We start from the raw sequence: 17,981 nt of genomic DNA on the forward strand, positions 1-17,981 counted from the left end.
AAGAACTATTGCCCTTGTGCCTTTGCTTTATCCGTACTGTTTTTGTAGATCGGTCCAGGATCGGCCATACATGCGAGAATGCCTTTTTGTTAGAAAGCTATTATCATATTTTGGTTTAAACGGTGGCGCCATTTTACAAATGAACGATGGTTGCATTTCTCCCCCAGCTCTTACACTGATAATCGCGTGATGTGCTGGTATTTTATATGCTTGTTCTAGTGAAATTGTATCCTCAAATCGATACTTAGATAATTCAAATGTCTTTGTATGATCGTTCATAAATAGGAATTGCTGTACGCCGCCACCTTGTAAATTCTCTTGTAATGACGGTTTCAATTTGTTCCAATGGTGAAATGCATAGATGCTTCCTAGTCTCTCTTTTCTGCCCTCTGTACCCACTCTACCCATCAATTTAGTTAATCCTTCACTTTCATATTGCTCGGGTTCATTAAAAATGATAAACGCCCCATTTTCTTGCTCTTTTTTAGTCATTAATAACCTGGTCATGAAGGTTTTTAGTGTGATCCAGTGAACCAGGGTTTTTACTGCGTGTTCCCCTAATCCCCTTGCATTTGGAACCCTTAAAATAATAACTTTTCCTTCTTGCATCCATTTACCAAAATCAAGTTCTTTCAATGGGTCTTGTGCAAAGATATCATACAATCTTTCATTCCCAAAAAAGCGGTTTAATCTGGTTATGATGGGATCACACTTATTCCCTAATTGTTCATTATCTCCCCACTGTATCAGCTCATTCGCAAGACGCAAATTCCCTTCATTCACTAATTCTTGAATGCGATTTACCCGAAAGTCCTCATCTTCTATAATACGTTTAATATTAAATAGACTTCCTTTACTTGCTTTGGCCGCATCCGTTAAATACTTTTCACTTCGGCTTAATCCTTCAATTTGCATAAAATCAATCATTTCATCGGCAAATCTTGAAGCACCATTCCGCCCTAGCTTTGCAATTACTTCTGTTAAATCTAGAGGTGGGATATAATCGTTGTCGTTTAAATCTAGATCAATAATGTTTTCTGGTGGTATGGCATCACGAATCCCGTCTGCCATACCCCGCCCACCTTCTTCTACAATTGCATCTGGTATGATAAAACTAATCTTATGTTTTGTATTTCCCTCAATAACAAAATTCTTAATTGCTGTATCTTTACCAGCCCCCTGTCCTCCTATAAAGACGTAACCTCTATAAAAATTATCTGGATTATCTATTGGCATATAGATTGGTATTTTTTGATCTTTCAATTCCGAATGTCCTAAAAATATTCCTTTCTCATCCCGCATAATCGCTGGTATCTCAATTTCAACTTTCTTTTTTACACTCAATGCATCAGCATATTTTCGTTGCAACTCTTTTACAGGCATTTGCAAAACTAGCTTGCTCATTTCATCGGTACTTATTAAATTTACATTCGGATCAAACTTTGTCTTGCTTGATAGTTCGAGCGCATTTAATTCTTGTAAGATTTCTGTTTGGCGTTTTCTCATTCTTATTTTTACGCCATGAAGTTCATTCGTTTCTGATAAATCCATCATAGAAAGTGCTAAGGTTTCCCCCATTGTCTCCCTGGTTAACCGATCATGTGAATGTGAGGCCACTCGTATACGACTTTTAAAAACAGGCTGATTTCCTTTCTCATAACTCACACGATTTGTTCCGACTTCATCAGCTGTTGTGTGTGCCTTTTTTATGATGTACTCTTTGTTAAATTTTTTATCTGATTTAAAAAAAGCGTTCGAAAACGCCTGGAATGTATCAGTTAGTAAATCATTTATTTCATTAATAACAGCCGCAACACCAATTTTTGCACCTGTTACAAGTCGTTTGCCGCTCATATTAATCCGTTGAGGTGGTTTCCCCTTCTTTAGCTTTTCAATGGCCCAGGAAGCGTTTTTTACCCATTTCTGACGGTTTTCCGCTTCATTACAGATACTCAATCGGCAAATGTCTCCATCATAACTTAATTCATCAATAACACTTAAAATATTACCAATAGGTGTTTTTGTATCGTTGCTATTTGTATTTAAGGAAAAGATATCATGTTTTAAATATCTCATTTCTTGTACGATTGTATTTTCATTAGAAATTTGCAAATCTGATATTTCCGCTTCCTTAATTGTCACACTCATTTTGTTCTCTAGTTTTCTTTTGAGCTTTAATGCTTGATATTCGCTAGTTGCTACATAAAATTCAATTTTCTTCTGGCCATTTTCCTGTTTGAAAATGACATCAAACCAGAAATAATCCTTCTCTCGATAATGAAATGTAATCCCTTTTCTTTCTATACGACTTCCCATACTTTCGTACATTTCATACATCTTATGGATCGCCCGCCATAAACGTTTTGTATTATTAGATACATCCGCATGAGGAATAATCCGATATACAATCATTTTATTTTTTTCTACTTGTAAAAATTGTTTCAAAGAATATATCTCTTTTCTTTTAAACCAGGATTTTTTAATTTTCTTAGGTTCATATAACACTGGTAAATATTCATTTTGTACCAAAACAGGAAGGTTCGAATTTTCCTTATCGCATATCACAAAGCCTTCTCCCTGTATCATTTTTAGGCCCCTCCTAATATACATATTGCCAAGATAAGTCCGCCTGCGAAATAGGCAAGCGGCTTCATCATTCCGCCTTTGTGTGTCATTGAACCTAGCATAATGAATCCAGCTGTCACTAATGCACCATATCCCATAATATCGGGCAAATTTAAAACAAACCAATGGCCTAATTGACTTACTATATCAACCATAAATTCACCAACTGGCTTGAAAACCCATTCCAATTCCTTCCCTACAATAGCATCACTAAAGTTATTTAATTGATCTAGAAAAGAACCCTCTTTTGCCTTTTCTCCAATATATCCAGCTGTATTAGCCGCAATCATTTTGCCACCTTCTAAAATGAATTTCACAAGGACCCCTCCTTTTAAATTCCCTTTAAAAAGTCTCTTATGTCAACGCTGTGCCTAGCTAAAACATATCCGCAACATGCACCAATTAAAATTTCTATTGCCTTTGTACGGTGGCCCAACGCCCAGGCCGCACCCGAAAAGATAATAACTAAAACTACGCCCGCATCAAACCCGTTCATAATGGCACTATGAACATTGCCAAACGTCCCGTTAACTCCCGCGGCAAATGCTACCTTTGGAAGTATTAATATTAATGAACTCCCTGTAGCGGTAAAAACCTTTTTAAGTACGTTCTTATTATTTGTTTCTTTATGTGCTTTCTTTTTATAACTTTGGTCCATAAAAGAGCGAAAAGATATCGTTTCTGTCTTAGTCATGTTGTAACACCTCTCGTATAATTTTTTAAGAACTACACATACTATCTATAAATAAAAAGTAGGAGGTCTAACGATATGCATGTTGCTATTGCTGTCGCTGTAGGCGCGATTATTGGATCACTTGTTAATGTTTTTGTTGGGTAAAAATACGGGCAGTGGGCTTTTTTGAGGCTCCTGTCTTTTTGTTTGCGCCTTAATCTGTTCAATGCGTTCCGCGGCACTCAATTTTTTCTTTCCTGTTACATTCTGTTCGTCTTGTTTAATGGTTGACGGTACTTGTTTTCTATCCTCTTCGCATGTTATTTTCTTATGTTTATCGGGTATATCGTTCCAAATCAATTTCTTTACATACCCCGAAAAATTTTTACGTTTCACATGTTGTAACATGATCCGATCCTTTTCATTCTTCTTATTGAATGCTACAGGTTTACTAAACTTTGATCTTTCCATTCTCTTCACCCTCCCCGATGTGACCGATAATATCGGTATTACTAAAACGTATTCCTTGCTGTTTGTACGTTATTCACCTTTTTATACAAAAAAACTCTCTTCTTTTTTATTTAATTGATATAAACGGTAATATCACTTTTTCCATAAAAAATGGCCCTTTTAGGCCTCATTTTCAATTATTAGCTATCAGCGTGCTTTACGCTATTAGCTATATGTATAAAGTATTACCTTTGTGCAAGTACAATTTCAAATTTCTAAATTTATAGACATTTACCTCTCCAATACCATTTCTATACTACATAAAATGGTATAATCATACTGTTATTTCATAAAACAGCAAGGGGTGTCACTTATGGGAGAAAGCCAAAAAAAAGTAAAAGTTTTACTAAACAAGGGTGGAATTGATTTAGAACATCTTGAAATTGTTCCACTGCATGAGAATTTCAAAGAAATTTTGAAATGTGAATGGATTGAGTTTAATTCATTAGGTGGCGGTTTTGTGGGAGTCTGTGACGCTCAAGCAAAGTTAAAAGATTTACAAGAAAATCCTTTTGGATTTAGAGGATCAATGATCTTGTGTAAAGTTTATGAGGGTAATGAAGAACATCGACAAGGTGAATTTATAGATATCACAATTGAAGATGAAATAAAAGTAATTGGTGTTTTTGCTTATGCATTGTACGGAGAAGATGCATTTGTTGATGATGATGAAGAGGAAGAGAATGCTACATTTTTAGAAGTAATCCCAGGTGGTAAAGGTACTTCTAATAATATAGATTAAATACTACATAAAATAAATTACATAACAAGGGGCTTTTACTTATTTAAGATTAATATGATGAATTTGCAAAGGTGGTAAATAAGACTATGCACACTGTAAAAAGATACGCAAAATATGACAACACAACTAAATGTACGGTAGATGGCTGTGAAAATAGACCTGATTATGAAGTATACTTGTACGATTATTATGATTTTATGAACGAAGAATTTTTTGAACAGGATTATACTTGCCCATTTATCTGTGAGAAACACATGCAAATAAATGAAAAGGATGCTGTTGGTGAAAGGAAACCTAGAAGAATTGTAAGTTATCCTTATACGAACAAAGGTCGTGCACAAGGATACTCCAGATATCAACCGATATTAGAAGTATACCCTCAAATTTTTCATGAGGGATTACCTGTTACTACGCCTTCACTAAGGGTAGATTTTTCTGATATTAATAGCCAACTAATCCAATATTTAGCTAGAAATCCCGAATTAATGTATCAACTAGATTCAAGAAAATTTGAAGAATTAGTTGCTGAGCTATTTAATAAAAAAGGATATGAAGTGACACTAACCCCAAAAACAAGAGATGGTGGGAAAGATATTTATGCTCTAAGAAAAGATTCATTCTCTTCTACGTTATTTGTAATAGAAACAAAACGATATAGCAAAACTAATAAGGTCGGTGTTGATTTAGTTAGGGGATTATATGGAGTCAAACAGGCTGAAAGGGCAAATGTTGGTATGTTAGTTACTACATCTTCTTTTACTAAAGATGCCATAGACTTTGCTACACCGCTTAAATATGATATGAGCTTAAGAGATTTTAATAATTTAAAAGAATGGTTAAAAGAATATAAGTGAAATTCCTCATTATTATAAAGAAGAAATCCACATAAAACCAATGGGTTTTCTATATTGAAATTGTATACTTTATGGTATAATTAGTGATTGAGGGTACATTTTTTCAAGAGAAAAAGGCAAACAATATAAATACTTTCTGAAAGTGTTCAATTCAAGTTCTACAAAAGCATTTGTTATTCTATAACAAATGCTTTTTGACAAATTATATTGTTTTTTATAACATAAAAAAGAATTGAGTGGTCGAGACTCAATTCTTCGGGTGAAGTCATTTGCCAACGAATACCTGGTGAAAGAATCCTTCTTTAATGATTGGATTCTTTTACTTTGTTTTGAGCATAAAACTTAATATTGTATATGCCATTTTTCTTGCTGAACATCCTCGTTTGAGTGCTAATTGTTGTAAGAGCTTATGTTGAAATGGTGTTAATTCAAATTCAATAAAATGCTGAAAAGCATGAGACTGCTGAACAGGCACATCCTCCATATAAATATAGTCTAACCCTTCTGTTACTAACTCTAATGCAATTTGATCTAAGTTTTCATTATAAAGTGCTAATTCTTCCAATTTCTCATACAAATGTGGTTCTAGCGAAATCAACAGTTTTTTGTTTTCCTTCCGAAATTTTTGTTTTTGACCTTTCCAATATTGTTGCTCTTGCATAACTGCATGTAACATTTTAATTCCCCCTATTTATAATTTAAATTTGTATTTCTCCCTTAAAATCAAATTCCTACTTCTTGTTTCTTACAGTATCAACAGCGGCTAAACAGGCGGCTATCCCTAGACGTTTTTCACTATATATTTTCTTGTTCACCGTTAGGTACCAGCACCCATTTTCTTTTACGCTCAATAGATCGTCATATTGCCTCCCTAATTTTTCTAAAATAAAAGTGGATTCCTCAACAGGATTGAAATATTCAATCGGCATTCTAATAAATGGTGTACGATTCTTGCCCCAATATGTACCGCAATTTTCTAGCCCCAAAAACTCTTTTGCAATGACATAATCTAGCCTTTCTGTTGCAACAGATAAATCATGATACGGTATCCACCAATTAGAATCACTCATAGCCACAAACTCTTTTGCAATACTGTTGTATAGGATTTGACAAATACTAATACCCTCAAAATCATCTTGTGTGACAACAAAATCAGACTGTCTTAATTTGTGCCCATTTTTATCTGTTGTACCAATTTCAAATTCTTCACTTTTCAACAACTGGACTGTTTTCATCACATTAAATTCCCCCTTTATTTCTCATATGAACATGCTAAAATATTTTTGAAGGCATCTTATTTCTTGTGCCCTTTACCAATACGATCACTCATCACACTTCCCCTTTCTGTTGCTTTATAGCAATGGAAAGGGATTCTTTTGTAAAGCGGCTTTTACTTTCTTGCATAGCATTTTGAAGCAATTTCAACTTTGTTTCTTTGCAAAGAACTCTCCATACAGATACGCCGATTTTCATTTTCTTGCCTCCCTTTTATACTTCTTCTTCACACTCATGACAAACTGTTATAGATTCTTCTGTTCCTTTAATTTCGATTGTTTGATTTTCTCCATGCTTACAATAAATTTCATTGTCTTCTATCTGTTTTTTCATGTGAATTACAACTTTTTCAATGCAGTAATAACATAGTCTTCCTAACGCAAATCCTTCCGCGGCAATCTCTCCGCACGCTCTACATTTGTAATCTTCCATGTGATTGCTCCTTTCTCTCTTAAAGGACTAATTCACTAAGCTGACAGCAATCAACGCACTAACTAAGATCAAACCAATAAATTGCATGGTATTCTTTAATGATTGAATCAATTCTTTCTCTCCTTTCTAAAGGGCTGATTTTAAAAATAGGCGTTCTTCCATATGGCTTCCCTCTAAAATCCATATAGGATACCCGAAAATAAGTAAGTGAAAAGCATCATCAAAATGGAGGTTGCAAAGAAACCATAAAACCAAATCTGATCGGAAACATTTTCTTCAATGCCAAAATAACGATTTAAACTTTTGTAATTTTCTGAAATGAATAAGTAAAATTTTTTGAGGAATTTAAATTTAAGGTGAGGTTGTGTTAAAATAGGCTCACCAGACGTAATTTTAATAAGGATTTGTTTCATAGCCATTCTTCCTTTCTTCCTTTCTTAAATTATGATTCTGTATTAGAGAAAGATGTTTTTCGAGCTGGCAGGCTAGGGAACATCTTTCTTTTAAAATATTAGTTTTTTCGTTCTCCAAACCAATTTATCATTGCTTCAGAAGTAATAATCCATTCTTTTCTCTTTCCATTCGGCTTAATAAAGCATTTGATTAATCCCTGTTGAAGCATAACTTCTCTTTCTTGATCTGCTTTTTTAGAAATTCCCTCTTGTAACTTGTTCCTTAAAGTTGAATCTGGTATCTTCCAATAGAATGCGGCTTCACTAGGTGTCATGTAGTTATCAATTGCTTTCATAAATATTTTCCCTCCACAATACTTTTGCTATAATGTTTGTAGAAGGATTGAAGGGAATTCCTAGGTTCCCCATGATAAATCCTAATATCATTCCGAAGCCATTTATCACATTGATAATGGCTTATTTTATTATTTATCCTCCTTCTTTAAGTTTTTCTATAACTCAATTATAAGACTTATAAGTCCTATAATCAACTGATTTTTGTTTTTTTATTTCGTATTTTTTCGACAAATTAAAAAGCTATGTATATACATAGCTCCATACTCCTTATTTCACAACAATTTTCACTTTTGCACCGTCTGGTAGTTTCTCCACTTTATTCCCAATGTACGAACCGGCACCACGATTATCAGCTGGTTTTATATGCCTAATATCAGCACCTTTTCCGCCTTCCTTACACATGGCCATAGGGTATTCATCCCGATCATACCCTTTTTTCGTTGGTACATTTGCTAAAGACTGTTTTCTTCTTTCAGCGGCTCCATCCCGATCAATTGTACAAATATCTGTCTTGCCATTTGCAATCGCATCTTTAATATGTGCCGCGGTTTCTGGATATTTATTTGATGGAAACTCTATAACTTGTGCAATATCTTGTGATCCACTTGTTTGTTTTGCATGATTTGGATTTTGAATTGCTGAACATCCCGAAAATAGTAATCCCATTACTAAAAAGCTACTTACAGCCCCTTTAAAATTCATTATGCTCCCCCTTATGAAAATCTTAATTAAATTTGCTAAATACATAGTCATAAAATGCATCTGCAACATTCTCCACAAGATGATAAGAAACATACTTCTCTAATGCTTTCATTAACATTGGTTTTTCATCTTTAAAATCAATCGCATAATCCATTAAGAAACTCCAATTCCAGGATGGAATTGCAATCAAACAACTATGTTTCATCTCATGTTCACAAAAATAAACCGTTGGTGATCCACATTGCTTTAATACTTCAAACTCAACAGACTCCATTTGTTATCCCCCTTACTCTATAGTGTGAAATCCTCCATTGTTTTACGGATTTCATCAGCTTCTACACCAATGTATTGTAGTGTTTGTCTCTGCGTCGCATGACCAAATAATTTCATCAAATAATACACATCTTTCATTTTTTTATAATACTGATAGCCAAACGTTTTCCGCATACTATGTGTTCCCCAATGCTCCGAATCAATACCACAAGCCTGTGCCGCTTTATGCAAAAACGTATGAGCCATTTGTCTTGTAATTGGCTTATCTCCTTGACGACTTGGGAATAACCAATCGGAATCTGCCATGTTACTTGTATATTTCGCAATCTCTTGTTGTAAAACCGTATTGAAATATACTTCTACCGTTGTATCTGTTTTTTCCATTTTAATTTTTATAACATGCTTCCCTCGAACATCTTTTACACGCAATCGTAAAATGTCACTAATGCGTAAACCTGTGTTAATTCCAAAATAAAATAAAAAATAATTTCGATATGAGGAATTTTGCAACAGCCAATCTTTCATTTCTTCAATTTTTTCTATTGAACGAATTGGCTCTTTTGCCCCAGGTTTTCGTCCCCCTTTCGTCATAAAACATGACCTCCTAAAACTCTGTTGTAAGCTATAATATGTAAAACTTAGTTTAACTATAACTATAATTTGTTAAACTTACAATCTTTTTCTTTTCATTTTATAGCGAAAAAAACCAGTAATATCAAAGGAAACCGCATGATATCACTGGTTTTTACGAGTTTAACATTTTGTATCTTGTGTAAATTTCATTTTTAATTGTACGGTTCTTATTGTTACAAAAAAACAATTTGGAATACTTAATTCTTGACATATCTTTTTTGTACCGTACTAAATGATAAAATAAATTATATTTTTAATTGGCATCACCTGCGCTCTATTCGGTCGCAATCTTACCGGTTTGAACCCCATAGAATTTAATTATTTGCTTGAATCACTTCTTTTCCTTGTACAAATCCCATTCCTACTCCTACAACATAAGGTAAACGTAATAAATCTGTTTCATATTTGCGCACAACTTGTTCTAATTCCATCGGACCGCTCCTTCTTCATTTAAATGATACATTCGGTTTGTCTTCGATGGTTTTTAAAAATGGTGTATGACACCACTATTAGTATTTAACGATACTCCTGTATTTTCCTTCTTGAAGCATAGATGAGAAAGAAAAAAAGAGACCTTCTATAGAAAGTCTCTCTAAAAAACTTATTTTGTTTCCTACTCTTACAAAATAAGTTACATAACAGCTTACTTATAAAATACTAGAAATTTTCTGTATAAAAAAGCGGGAAAATATGTAAAAATATAGAACTTCGGAATATAACATTGCAAAATATAAGCCCCACTGAATTATAAACAGGGCTTAAGCTATTGATAAAACATAGATACAATTCGTCCTTTTCATATTCAGCAGTAACAGATGGTGTACGAGTATGTATTCATATTTTGTAGACAAACGAACATATAGGATTAGAAATATGCCTATTTATTTTCTCAATAGATTCCCTGTATTTCTACATAAAAAATGATAACGCTCTTATTATAATAGACAGCGTGGAAAGAACTTCTGAGAATGTCTTACATGTCTGCCTGCATGCTACAATTAAAAATGAAAGGCGTGGAAAAGATGATGAAAGGGTTATCAAAATTTACATTAGCTGCCTTGATTGGCTGCAGTATCATTGTTGCACCGCAAGCCCATGCAGCTGGTCAAGAAAAAATGACTGCTATGAACCAAGAATTTCTACAAAATGACCAATATGTCTATAATGGCTATCGTGTAAAGGAAGTAGGAAAACCAGCCATCTATTTAGTGGATAGAGGCATGAAACGTTACATTACAGATTCAGATACGTATAATCGTATTTTTAAAAATTGGGATGGGGTATTAGAATTTCAAAGCTTACATACGATTCCAAATGGAAGAAGTATTGATCCGGATATGGGATTAGTACGATTTGAAAAGGATTCGTTCCTCTATTTTCTTGATAAAGATGCGACTGGAAAACCAATGAAACGCTGGATTACGAGTCCGTCTATCTTGAACAAGTATGCTTTTCATTCAGAGGCAGCTATGCTTCCTCAGTGGATGAAACATGCTATACCAAATGGCGCATCTATTCGTTAAATATAAAGATTCCTAACATAAGTAATAGAAAATAGAACTTTATTTTTTATAAACTTGTATGCTAGCTATGGAATTTAGAATCTTTATACATACAACAAACAGAGGCGTATACCAAAGGACCTTCTGTTTGTTGTATAAGAAGAGATTCTGGGTTCTATCTTAATAAAAATAATGATTGGAATCATCCGAATGGGAGGCTATTCCATGTAAGAGAACCTCTCAATTTTTCATTTTACATACATATAGGATGCGCTACTTGTTACAAGAAGAAGCTATCGCATCATCCGTACCTGTATACAGATAGGCGTCACTCATCCAATACCCATTTGTGAGTTGATTCCATCTATTTGTGCTCCCCTTACGACCAGTAAATGTCGCCCCATTTACGGTACAAGAAACCGTTACAACCTCTCCATCATGAAGAGAACCTACAACCGAATAGTTCGTACCAGGGCCTGTACGAAGGTTTACTGTACGCCCTCCATTCGCATCTACAATTCCTTGATTCGCCAGAAGTTTTCCGTAATTATACAAAGTATTGCCTGTATATCTCATTGTACTCCCATGCATCGCATAGCCATTATAAGGAGAGGTTTCAAAGAATACCCAGCCACCTAGTTCTTTTCCATGTAAAGGGATACGCGTATTGCCCTGCAAGAGGGAAAAATGCACATGGCGACCACTTGCATATCCACCACACGATACATCCGTCCCCGTATCCCCTAAAAAGGTTCCTTCTTGGACTGGCTGACCATTTGGTATCATATTATTCCACAAATGATAGTAATCCGTGGCATATCCATTTTTATGATAGATACGGATCCAACCTCTGTTATTTGCGCACATGGTGTAAGCGATGCCATCTCCCGCAGCTAACACGCGTTGGTCTCCGCCATATAAATCAAGAGAACTATAGGGTCTATCTGATCCTGACCATCCATGAGGACCGCCAGACATCACCCAAGATTGTCCTTTTTCGTAGGGTAACCGAAGTTCAGGTCTATTCTGTGATAGGGCCTGCGCATTCCCAAGTAAAGAAAATGCCTTTTTTTCTTGCGCGCTCATCATTGCATCGGGAATTTGTTGTGAAAGTTCGCTGAACAAATCCATCCCTTCTAAAGCGACTTGCCAATTTGTAGTAGCGTGTTTTGCAATAAAGAGTTTTCCTTCTGGAAATGCGCCTGTTACATTGGGGGCCAATATCACTACAGATCCAAATGCCCAGTTTTTATCGTTGGATAACCGCTTCACATTCACCTGCACTTGTGTATCTGTAATCTGTGATTCTTCCCCTAGGGTCTTTTTTTGTTGCGATAATTCCTGTAAAACAGCATGTTTAATCGACGTTTCTGGTGTTTGTACGGGTAGTGCGTTCTTCATCGGTTTTGGATTGTCTTGTCGTAATATTGAAGAATACCCCACTCCTATTAGTAGTAATAATAGAAATGCACCAAATAAAATCCATCGAGATTTCTTCTGTAACTTCATCTTTTCACCCCCTACCTTTATAAAAATAGCTTTCATAAGGGTTATATGCCATGTTCTAGCATGTATTTATGAGAAAATTGTGTGGGTAAGTATTTTATATTAGAGAGTAAGAATGAAAAACAAGATGTTAGGGATACACGTAACTTTGTATAGCGATGCATTTCTGAAAGCTAGATGACCACAAAATTTTCTCAATATGTTGTGTTTTGATTTTCCATATAAACTTCTCTCTATTCGTGCTATATCTATATCAAGGGGTTCTTACATAGATTAGAAATAGAATAGGAGGAACAAAATATGTCATTCAAAAAGAAATTAGGGGTAGGAGTGGTTTCTGCCGCTCTTGGTTTATCTTTCATCGGTGGGGGAACATATGCCTATTTTAGCGATCAAGTGGTAACGAATAACACATTTACGGCGGGTACATTAGATTTAGCTATGCAATCTACTACTTCATTGGATTTAAATCAGTTGAAACCAGGGGATAAAATATTAAAAAAATTCAACTTAAAAAATAGTGGTACGTTAGCTATTCAAGATGTTGTGATGAAAATAGATTATACGGTAAACGATGTTCTAAAAAATAATCAGGCAGATGATTTTGGTAAGCATATAAAAGTACAATTCCTTTGGGATTGGGCCCCAGAAAAGAGCCCTGTTTATGAAACAACCCTTGCAGAACTAAAAGAACAAGGACCAGAAATCGTTTCAAAGAAAGTATTTGCATCCAAGTGGACGGAATCACGAGGGTTACAACCTGGGAAAATGGATTGGTTTTGGATGAATTTTATATTTGAAGACAATGGAAACGATCAAAATATGTTCCAAGGAGATAGTATTGCTTTGAAAATGGAATTCCAAGCAAATCAAACAGAAGGAAGGGAAAGATAAGAAATACTGCACAGAAAATAATGTATCAAGCTATCGTATAGAGTAATTTACAAATTCAAATGATACATAAAAAAACGTTATATTTTGAAGTGAACCCGAATAGTGGTACATGGGTGTTTTTGCCCATCCCCTCGAAAAGGGGGAATAAGAAAAAATAGGATGTTTTTGTAGATGGAGCGCCAGAGTTACTGTCGTGGACTGAAAAATATCATTCAATACAATTGTGCAGTACATTTTTTTAAAAATTTGTAGTAAACATTTTGGTAACAGTGATCTGTGTGACAATAGAACCAAATCATGAAATAAAGCGTTAGCGGCGATTAACGATTAATAATAAGAGGCGTTTACTAACTTTTCAAATAAATGTTTTTGTACTTATGGTATACTATATGTACTTTCGTTTTTACGAAATCCCTAGAAAGTATGTAGAAAAGGTTCTAACTTTTTTGTTAGAACCTTTTCTTATTTTTTCGTAACAAATGCTTCTTTTAAATTTCTGATCCAAACAGCTTTATGTAAATCAGTATGAGAAATCCAATTCCCTGATTCATGAGAACCGACAAATTCATTATAAATGGGATGCCAAATAATAAGATATGTTTCATTTTCATATTGTATCTCATCAAATTGCCGCAGCGATTTTCCTAATATATCGGATTGGCCGATAGGTATGGCCCCTTTTTCTAAAATTTCTTTAAACTGTTTCAAAGGCATCACACTCCTTAGCATAGGTATATGTATATATTTTTTAAAGATGTATTTTTTCCTCTTTTATTATAGTAAATGAAGAGTGGATATTTTAAAAATACATGTAGAAAATGCCCTCTATACATAAGAAGTGAATGTCAGCTTTGTTATATTACTATGTATATAATGAAAGAGGTTCCGTTGCAAAGTTTTTGGAGCTGAGCTAGACTGTAGAAAAATGAGATGAGGAGCATAACATATGGGATATTTTAAAGGAAAACAATTCGAGAGAGACATTATCTTGGTAGCCGTCGGCTACTATTGTCGTTTTTCTTTAAGCTATCGCGACGTATCTGAACTTTTGAGAGAGCGTGGTGTTTCAGTTCATCCTACAACGATTATGCGTTGGGTCCATGAATATGGAAATATCATTTATCAAATTTGGAAGAAGAAAAATAAATCAGCACATTCCGTATGGCATTTAGATGAAACCTATATCAAAGTCAAGGGAAAGTGGCGTTATCTTTATCGTGCGATTGATAAGGAAGGTCACACATTGGATATTCAATTTCGCAAAAAGCGAGATCATCAAGCAGCCTATATGTTTTATGAAAAGGTTAGTGAAAGCTTTTGGAGAACCAACGGTTCTCACAACAGACAAGGCTCCTGCTTTACTTTGTGCGTTTAAAAAATTAAAACATAATGGCTTTTATGTGCATACGAAACATTGTACTGTTAAGCATTTCAATAATCTCATCGAACAAGACCATAGACATATCAAACGACGTTTTGTTAAATCCGCAGGATTTCAAAATCTTCGCCATGCTTCACGTACCTTGAATGGAATCGAAACGGTTCATGCCATATACAAACAAAAGAGAAGTCACATTCCAGACTTCTCTTTTTCAACGTACAAGGAATTACAGCAGTTATTCAGAACTGCTTAAACTACAACCGTATTTTGTAAGCAGGTTGATGTTTTTTTTAACTTTGCAACAGAACCCTCTTTTTCTTAGCACTCATTATTTTTGGAAAAAGAAAAACACTCTCATGAGTGTCTTCCTTTGACTTGATAACCACTTTAATTTTAATAACATCTCTTGATATACTGACAAATATACATAAAATTCCTATCTAGATTGATTCTATCATATGTACCTAACATTTTTGTTGAGAAAATAATCGCGCTCACTATGACTTCGCACATACACAGCTGATATATGTGATGGGAGAAGGAACTTACTGTGAATTATTCAGGTACCATTTCAAAAGTGACAAACTCTTCAAGATGTTGTAACGTATCATGAAATTCATTTTTATCAAAGGATGCACAGCGCCCCCTCACTTGTACCACTTTTCCCTTTTCATATTGAGGTTCAAGATATGTGATTACAAATATATCTACATTACGATCTGGAAAACAGTAAAAAATCACTTTTTTTCCGGACCAAGCTAATGGATAAATGTTTTTTAATTTTTTCCTTGTGGCTTCATTTCCAAGATGCGGTGCAGTATCTATGGTTTGTCCTACAAAATCAGTTCTTTGTTGATGAACAGTTTGTAATAATGCCTGATTCACATCAGTAAAAACATAGTCCCCTTCGTCTTGTTTGAACATAAAATACATACGTGAGTGATGTTTCTCATAGTCTTGCAGCAACTCTTCTAATAATGAACATAAGACCATTTTCATCTCTTTTTAATCCCTTCTGTGAGAATGATAGAATATAGGTTTATTTTAATTCAAATGTTGAGAAAAAACAAATTAAAAATTCTGAATTTTAAAGTTATTTTTATTACCCTCGAATATCTACTGGTCTGTAATTACATTGCTCCTAAAACGTTTATCCCTTCGGAATATGCCAGATCTTACACATTCATTTTAAGCGCCATGCACCCTATATGTAATAAAAAGTTGTTACATATAGATTACAAGACATCTTTATTTCTCAATCATTTAGCTATAAGGACAATATGTTTTTTCTAATATAATAAACTGGGTTCATTTCATACAAATTATAAATAAAGGGGGGTTTTTTATAAAAACATCTAACAAATTCTATGTTATTCTCAAGCAAATTAGCCTCCATTTATGAAAAACTTCATCAAAAAACAGAGAACCACTATCATCTATTTAATACATTTGATGAAGTAAGATTAGATATTATTATCCCCTTTTGAAATGCATGGACAAACGAAATATGGAAGGATTGATCATGTTGCATAAAGAACAAGGTTATACATTTCTAAAACAAGTGTATCAAGATGTTATTTTAGATTTGAAGTTAGATAAAATATCAGAGTATTTTAGTGACCAATATATGCAAGTTACGGATGGTACCGAGGTGAATATACAAGGGTTTCATACTCACATGGAAACTTTAAAAAGTATAGTAGACACACTAGAATTGTCTCCTTTTTATGATTTTTTATTTGATGAAGAGAAGCAAACAGCAACGCTAAGATATGAGATTCATGTAAAGAAGAAAAATGGGAATAGTGGTGTCGTAGAAATCATAGCGATTTTTGAATTGAAAGATCGGAAAATTTTAGGTTGTAAGGAACTAATTCGTTCCTTACAACCTGATGATGAATTTAATACTATTGGAAAAATTAATATAAAAAAATAATACCTAAGTTTGCATGCATTATATGTTGCGAAGCCAAAACCTAAGCTCAGGTTTTGGCTTCGTTTGGCTAGTATACGGCTTATGTTCATCTTATTGAAGCAAATTTACTTCTTTCCATACCCACTAGCATGTCTCTCAATAAGAACTGGCAGATGAGCAAAAATACCGCATGCTAACATTGTAAGCTTTTTATGCACTTTTAAATACCATCCATATTCTTATAACATCGTTGATACATCATTCATATAGTCCACGCTTTTTCAAATGCTCACGTAAACTACTGGCGCGACATTTTAACCGTTTTGCAATTTCCACATATCCCATTCCTGTATTCCGTAACTGAACCGTATCCTCACACAATTGATCCCATTTCCATTCTGCATTCTTTGCTCTCATATTTTCCTCCCCAGACAAATGCTTTCCTAACTGGTATACTTCTTTCCCCCATTTACAATTTGCAATGCAATGTCGATAGGAGCCGAATAGATATTCACATCCACGGCAATGCTGTTCTTGTATATTTATAATTTGAATTCTCGTTTCTTTTGCATTCATCTTCCATTCTCCCCTATTTTTCTTTTTCTTTATGATAACAAAAGAAACATATTTTGTTTATGAAACTAATTCCGGTGCTAAAATAGCTATTTTTACAATTTTCGAAACAAATAACTCATAGAGCATCTTATTCTTTTATAACATGTATCCAAATTTTAATTGAGAAAATTCGGATTATGTTTACAAGAGGAGATAATCGTTTTATTATATTCAAATATATAAATTAAAAATTTAAAGGAGGTTTGTTATGCAAGCGAAAATAGGAGAAACAATCGTATTTGAAAGAGATGGTATGGAGATTACTGGTATCGTGATCAAAAAGTATGAACGATCCCTATTAATTGAAATTGTAACCGCTATGGGTGGCGACTTTCCATATGATAGAACCGTTGTGAATCATAAAAAATATCGACTTTGTATAGACAAGACTAAATAACGGGGAGACTTTTTATGTATAAAAATAAGCGAGTTTCATTTTAAAAAATAATAATTCTCAATGGTATTGATGTTGCTTGTTTCATGATATGGAACTTGATTACGAACCGCTATGTCTAATTAGCATGAATCTTAATACGATATTTTATAAATATAAATGGGTAAGGTCACTGAAGATAGAGCGATACAAAGGTAACCCCCCTCCGCTGATTCAGAGGATAATCAATCGAAATAAGGAGCATACAGTGTATGTGGAGTTGTATTTCACCTACGAAAAACACCTATTATATTTAAAGGTATCTAA

24 protein-coding genes are annotated in these 17,981 nt (G+C 34.2%); 7 read left to right on the forward strand and 17 right to left on the reverse strand.

Annotated elements, in window-relative coordinates:
- Positions 1-27 precede the first annotated feature (27 nt).
- From PDL00_RS29560 to PDL00_RS29575, 4 genes are all read right to left on the reverse strand, one after another.
- Positions 28-2,586, reverse strand: coding sequence for an ATP-binding protein (locus tag PDL00_RS29560; protein WP_270733160.1), 2,559 nt, complete (start codon positions 2,584-2,586; stop codon positions 28-30).
- 2 nt (positions 2,587-2,588) lie between these two features.
- The gene (locus PDL00_RS29565; RefSeq protein ID WP_270733162.1) at positions 2,589-2,942 is read right to left on the reverse strand and encodes a hypothetical protein; all 354 of its coding nucleotides are present in this window, start codon (positions 2,940-2,942) and stop codon (positions 2,589-2,591) included.
- 14 nt (positions 2,943-2,956) lie between these two features.
- Positions 2,957-3,319, reverse strand: coding sequence for a hypothetical protein (locus PDL00_RS29570; RefSeq protein ID WP_006917283.1), 363 nt, complete (start codon positions 3,317-3,319; stop codon positions 2,957-2,959).
- Positions 3,320-3,436: 117 nt separating this feature from the next.
- Entirely contained in the window at positions 3,437-3,769 is a 333-nt protein-coding gene (locus PDL00_RS29575; RefSeq protein WP_270733165.1) for a hypothetical protein, read from the reverse strand.
- A 352-nt stretch (positions 3,770-4,121) separates the two neighbouring features.
- On the opposite strand from PDL00_RS29575, the gene PDL00_RS29580 reads away from it, so the two are divergent.
- Positions 4,122-4,550, forward strand: coding sequence for a hypothetical protein (locus PDL00_RS29580; RefSeq protein ID WP_270733167.1), 429 nt, complete (start codon positions 4,122-4,124; stop codon positions 4,548-4,550).
- A gap of 86 nt (positions 4,551-4,636) precedes the next feature.
- Complete coding sequence (locus PDL00_RS29585; RefSeq protein ID WP_270733169.1) at positions 4,637-5,404, forward strand: restriction endonuclease; 768 nt, start codon at positions 4,637-4,639, stop codon at positions 5,402-5,404.
- 319 nt (positions 5,405-5,723) lie between these two features.
- Here PDL00_RS29585 and PDL00_RS29590 read toward each other — a convergent pair whose 3' ends face one another.
- The 9 genes from PDL00_RS29590 to PDL00_RS29630 all read right to left on the reverse strand — a co-directional run bounded on the left by PDL00_RS29590 (position 5,724) and on the right by PDL00_RS29630 (position 9,426).
- The gene (locus PDL00_RS29590) at positions 5,724-6,080 is read right to left on the reverse strand and encodes a hypothetical protein (RefSeq protein ID WP_270733171.1); all 357 of its coding nucleotides are present in this window, start codon (positions 6,078-6,080) and stop codon (positions 5,724-5,726) included.
- A 55-nt stretch (positions 6,081-6,135) separates the two neighbouring features.
- Positions 6,136-6,639, reverse strand: a complete 504-nt coding sequence (locus tag PDL00_RS29595; RefSeq protein ID WP_270733219.1) for a hypothetical protein — start codon at positions 6,637-6,639, stop codon at positions 6,136-6,138.
- Positions 6,640-6,733: 94 nt separating this feature from the next.
- The gene (locus tag PDL00_RS29600; protein ID WP_168388088.1) at positions 6,734-6,877 is read right to left on the reverse strand and encodes a hypothetical protein; all 144 of its coding nucleotides are present in this window, start codon (positions 6,875-6,877) and stop codon (positions 6,734-6,736) included.
- Between the two features lie 15 nt (positions 6,878-6,892).
- A complete protein-coding gene (locus PDL00_RS29605; protein WP_270733174.1) occupies positions 6,893-7,111 on the reverse strand; it encodes a hypothetical protein in 219 nt (72 codons plus the stop codon).
- Between the two features lie 173 nt (positions 7,112-7,284).
- On the reverse strand, positions 7,285-7,524 hold the full coding sequence (locus PDL00_RS29610) for a DUF3961 domain-containing protein (RefSeq protein WP_270733220.1): 240 nt from the start codon (positions 7,522-7,524) through the stop codon (positions 7,285-7,287).
- 98 nt (positions 7,525-7,622) lie between these two features.
- Entirely contained in the window at positions 7,623-7,859 is a 237-nt protein-coding gene (locus PDL00_RS29615; protein WP_270733176.1) for a DNA-binding protein, read from the reverse strand.
- A 268-nt stretch (positions 7,860-8,127) separates the two neighbouring features.
- Positions 8,128-8,562 (reverse strand): NucA/NucB deoxyribonuclease domain-containing protein, encoded by a 435-nt coding sequence (locus PDL00_RS29620; RefSeq protein ID WP_270733178.1) that lies wholly within the window; start codon positions 8,560-8,562, stop codon positions 8,128-8,130.
- 22 nt (positions 8,563-8,584) lie between these two features.
- Complete coding sequence (locus tag PDL00_RS29625) at positions 8,585-8,836, reverse strand: YueH family protein (RefSeq protein WP_270733180.1); 252 nt, start codon at positions 8,834-8,836, stop codon at positions 8,585-8,587.
- A gap of 17 nt (positions 8,837-8,853) precedes the next feature.
- Positions 8,854-9,426, reverse strand: coding sequence for a tyrosine-type recombinase/integrase (locus PDL00_RS29630; RefSeq protein ID WP_016123529.1), 573 nt, complete (start codon positions 9,424-9,426; stop codon positions 8,854-8,856).
- A 1,064-nt stretch (positions 9,427-10,490) separates the two neighbouring features.
- On the opposite strand from PDL00_RS29630, the gene PDL00_RS29635 reads away from it, so the two are divergent.
- Positions 10,491-10,991: a hypothetical protein gene (locus PDL00_RS29635; protein ID WP_270733181.1), complete on the forward strand. Its 501-nt coding sequence runs from the start codon at positions 10,491-10,493 to the stop codon at positions 10,989-10,991.
- 252 nt (positions 10,992-11,243) lie between these two features.
- Here the strand turns inward: PDL00_RS29635 and PDL00_RS29640 are convergent, their stop codons facing one another.
- Positions 11,244-12,479 carry a M23 family metallopeptidase gene (locus tag PDL00_RS29640; RefSeq protein ID WP_270733182.1) on the reverse strand — a complete coding sequence of 412 codons (1,236 nt, stop codon included), beginning with the start codon at positions 12,477-12,479 and terminating at the stop codon, positions 11,244-11,246.
- Between the two features lie 297 nt (positions 12,480-12,776).
- Here PDL00_RS29640 and PDL00_RS29645 point away from each other — a divergent pair, with 297 nt between their 5' ends.
- Positions 12,777-13,370: a TasA family protein gene (locus tag PDL00_RS29645; RefSeq protein WP_270733183.1), complete on the forward strand. Its 594-nt coding sequence runs from the start codon at positions 12,777-12,779 to the stop codon at positions 13,368-13,370.
- A 462-nt stretch (positions 13,371-13,832) separates the two neighbouring features.
- Here PDL00_RS29645 and PDL00_RS29650 read toward each other — a convergent pair whose 3' ends face one another.
- On the reverse strand, positions 13,833-14,084 hold the full coding sequence (locus tag PDL00_RS29650) for a hypothetical protein (RefSeq protein ID WP_031303061.1): 252 nt from the start codon (positions 14,082-14,084) through the stop codon (positions 13,833-13,835).
- A gap of 232 nt (positions 14,085-14,316) precedes the next feature.
- Here PDL00_RS29650 and PDL00_RS29655 point away from each other — a divergent pair.
- Positions 14,317-15,004, forward strand: a protein-coding gene (locus PDL00_RS29655) for an IS6 family transposase (protein ID WP_270733185.1) whose coding sequence is annotated in 2 segments (ribosomal slippage) — positions 14,317-14,658 and positions 14,660-15,004 — 687 coding nt in all. Because the reading frame shifts where the segments join, the coding sequence is not laid out codon by codon here.
- Positions 15,005-15,306: 302 nt separating this feature from the next.
- On the opposite strand, the gene PDL00_RS29660 is transcribed toward PDL00_RS29655, so the two are convergent.
- Positions 15,307-15,750, reverse strand: a complete 444-nt coding sequence (locus PDL00_RS29660; RefSeq protein ID WP_270733187.1) for a hypothetical protein — start codon at positions 15,748-15,750, stop codon at positions 15,307-15,309.
- A gap of 523 nt (positions 15,751-16,273) precedes the next feature.
- Between PDL00_RS29660 and PDL00_RS29665 the strand changes: the two genes are divergently transcribed.
- Positions 16,274-16,687, forward strand: a complete 414-nt coding sequence (locus tag PDL00_RS29665) for a nuclear transport factor 2 family protein (protein WP_270733189.1) — start codon at positions 16,274-16,276, stop codon at positions 16,685-16,687.
- 237 nt (positions 16,688-16,924) lie between these two features.
- On the opposite strand, the gene PDL00_RS29670 is transcribed toward PDL00_RS29665, so the two are convergent.
- A complete protein-coding gene (locus PDL00_RS29670) occupies positions 16,925-17,242 on the reverse strand; it encodes a hypothetical protein (protein WP_270733191.1) in 318 nt (105 codons plus the stop codon).
- 247 nt (positions 17,243-17,489) lie between these two features.
- On the opposite strand from PDL00_RS29670, the gene PDL00_RS29675 reads away from it, so the two are divergent.
- Positions 17,490-17,678 carry a DUF2187 family protein gene (locus tag PDL00_RS29675; protein WP_100910694.1) on the forward strand — a complete coding sequence of 63 codons (189 nt, stop codon included), beginning with the start codon at positions 17,490-17,492 and terminating at the stop codon, positions 17,676-17,678.
- Positions 17,679-17,981 lie beyond the last annotated feature (303 nt).

The sequence above is a fragment of the Bacillus cereus group sp. TH152-1LC genome (assembly GCF_027710505.1).
GTDB classification, from domain to species: Bacteria; Bacillota; Bacilli; order Bacillales; family Bacillaceae_G; genus Bacillus_A; species Bacillus_A mobilis.

Coding starts and splice junctions, on each gene's coding strand:
- PDL00_RS29605 (WP_270733174.1), bottom strand. CDS start 7,111: ATGGAAGATTACAAATGTAGAGCGTGCGGAGAGATTGCCGCGGAAGGA.
- PDL00_RS29570 (WP_006917283.1), bottom strand. CDS start 3,319: ATGACTAAGACAGAAACGATATCTTTTCGCTCTTTTATGGACCAAAGT.
- PDL00_RS29635 (WP_270733181.1), top strand. CDS start 10,491: ATGATGAAAGGGTTATCAAAATTTACATTAGCTGCCTTGATTGGCTGC.
- PDL00_RS29560 (WP_270733160.1), bottom strand. CDS start 2,586: ATGATACAGGGAGAAGGCTTTGTGATATGCGATAAGGAAAATTCGAAC.
- PDL00_RS29675 (WP_100910694.1), top strand. CDS start 17,490: ATGCAAGCGAAAATAGGAGAAACAATCGTATTTGAAAGAGATGGTATG.
- PDL00_RS29660 (WP_270733187.1), bottom strand. CDS start 15,750: ATGAAAATGGTCTTATGTTCATTATTAGAAGAGTTGCTGCAAGACTAT.
- PDL00_RS29625 (WP_270733180.1), bottom strand. CDS start 8,836: ATGGAGTCTGTTGAGTTTGAAGTATTAAAGCAATGTGGATCACCAACG.
- PDL00_RS29650 (WP_031303061.1), bottom strand. CDS start 14,084: ATGCCTTTGAAACAGTTTAAAGAAATTTTAGAAAAAGGGGCCATACCT.
- PDL00_RS29580 (WP_270733167.1), top strand. CDS start 4,122: ATGGGAGAAAGCCAAAAAAAAGTAAAAGTTTTACTAAACAAGGGTGGA.
- PDL00_RS29575 (WP_270733165.1), bottom strand. CDS start 3,769: ATGGAAAGATCAAAGTTTAGTAAACCTGTAGCATTCAATAAGAAGAAT.
- PDL00_RS29630 (WP_016123529.1), bottom strand. CDS start 9,426: ATGACGAAAGGGGGACGAAAACCTGGGGCAAAAGAGCCAATTCGTTCA.
- PDL00_RS29610 (WP_270733220.1), bottom strand. CDS start 7,524: ATGAAACAAATCCTTATTAAAATTACGTCTGGTGAGCCTATTTTAACA.
- PDL00_RS29670 (WP_270733191.1), bottom strand. CDS start 17,242: ATGAATGCAAAAGAAACGAGAATTCAAATTATAAATATACAAGAACAG.
- PDL00_RS29595 (WP_270733219.1), bottom strand. CDS start 6,639: ATGAAAACAGTCCAGTTGTTGAAAAGTGAAGAATTTGAAATTGGTACA.
- PDL00_RS29640 (WP_270733182.1), bottom strand. CDS start 12,479: ATGAAGTTACAGAAGAAATCTCGATGGATTTTATTTGGTGCATTTCTA.
- PDL00_RS29600 (WP_168388088.1), bottom strand. CDS start 6,877: ATGAAAATCGGCGTATCTGTATGGAGAGTTCTTTGCAAAGAAACAAAG.
- PDL00_RS29615 (WP_270733176.1), bottom strand. CDS start 7,859: ATGAAAGCAATTGATAACTACATGACACCTAGTGAAGCCGCATTCTAT.
- PDL00_RS29620 (WP_270733178.1), bottom strand. CDS start 8,562: ATGAATTTTAAAGGGGCTGTAAGTAGCTTTTTAGTAATGGGATTACTA.
- PDL00_RS29585 (WP_270733169.1), top strand. CDS start 4,637: ATGCACACTGTAAAAAGATACGCAAAATATGACAACACAACTAAATGT.
- PDL00_RS29590 (WP_270733171.1), bottom strand. CDS start 6,080: ATGTTACATGCAGTTATGCAAGAGCAACAATATTGGAAAGGTCAAAAA.
- PDL00_RS29665 (WP_270733189.1), top strand. CDS start 16,274: ATGTTGCATAAAGAACAAGGTTATACATTTCTAAAACAAGTGTATCAA.
- PDL00_RS29645 (WP_270733183.1), top strand. CDS start 12,777: ATGTCATTCAAAAAGAAATTAGGGGTAGGAGTGGTTTCTGCCGCTCTT.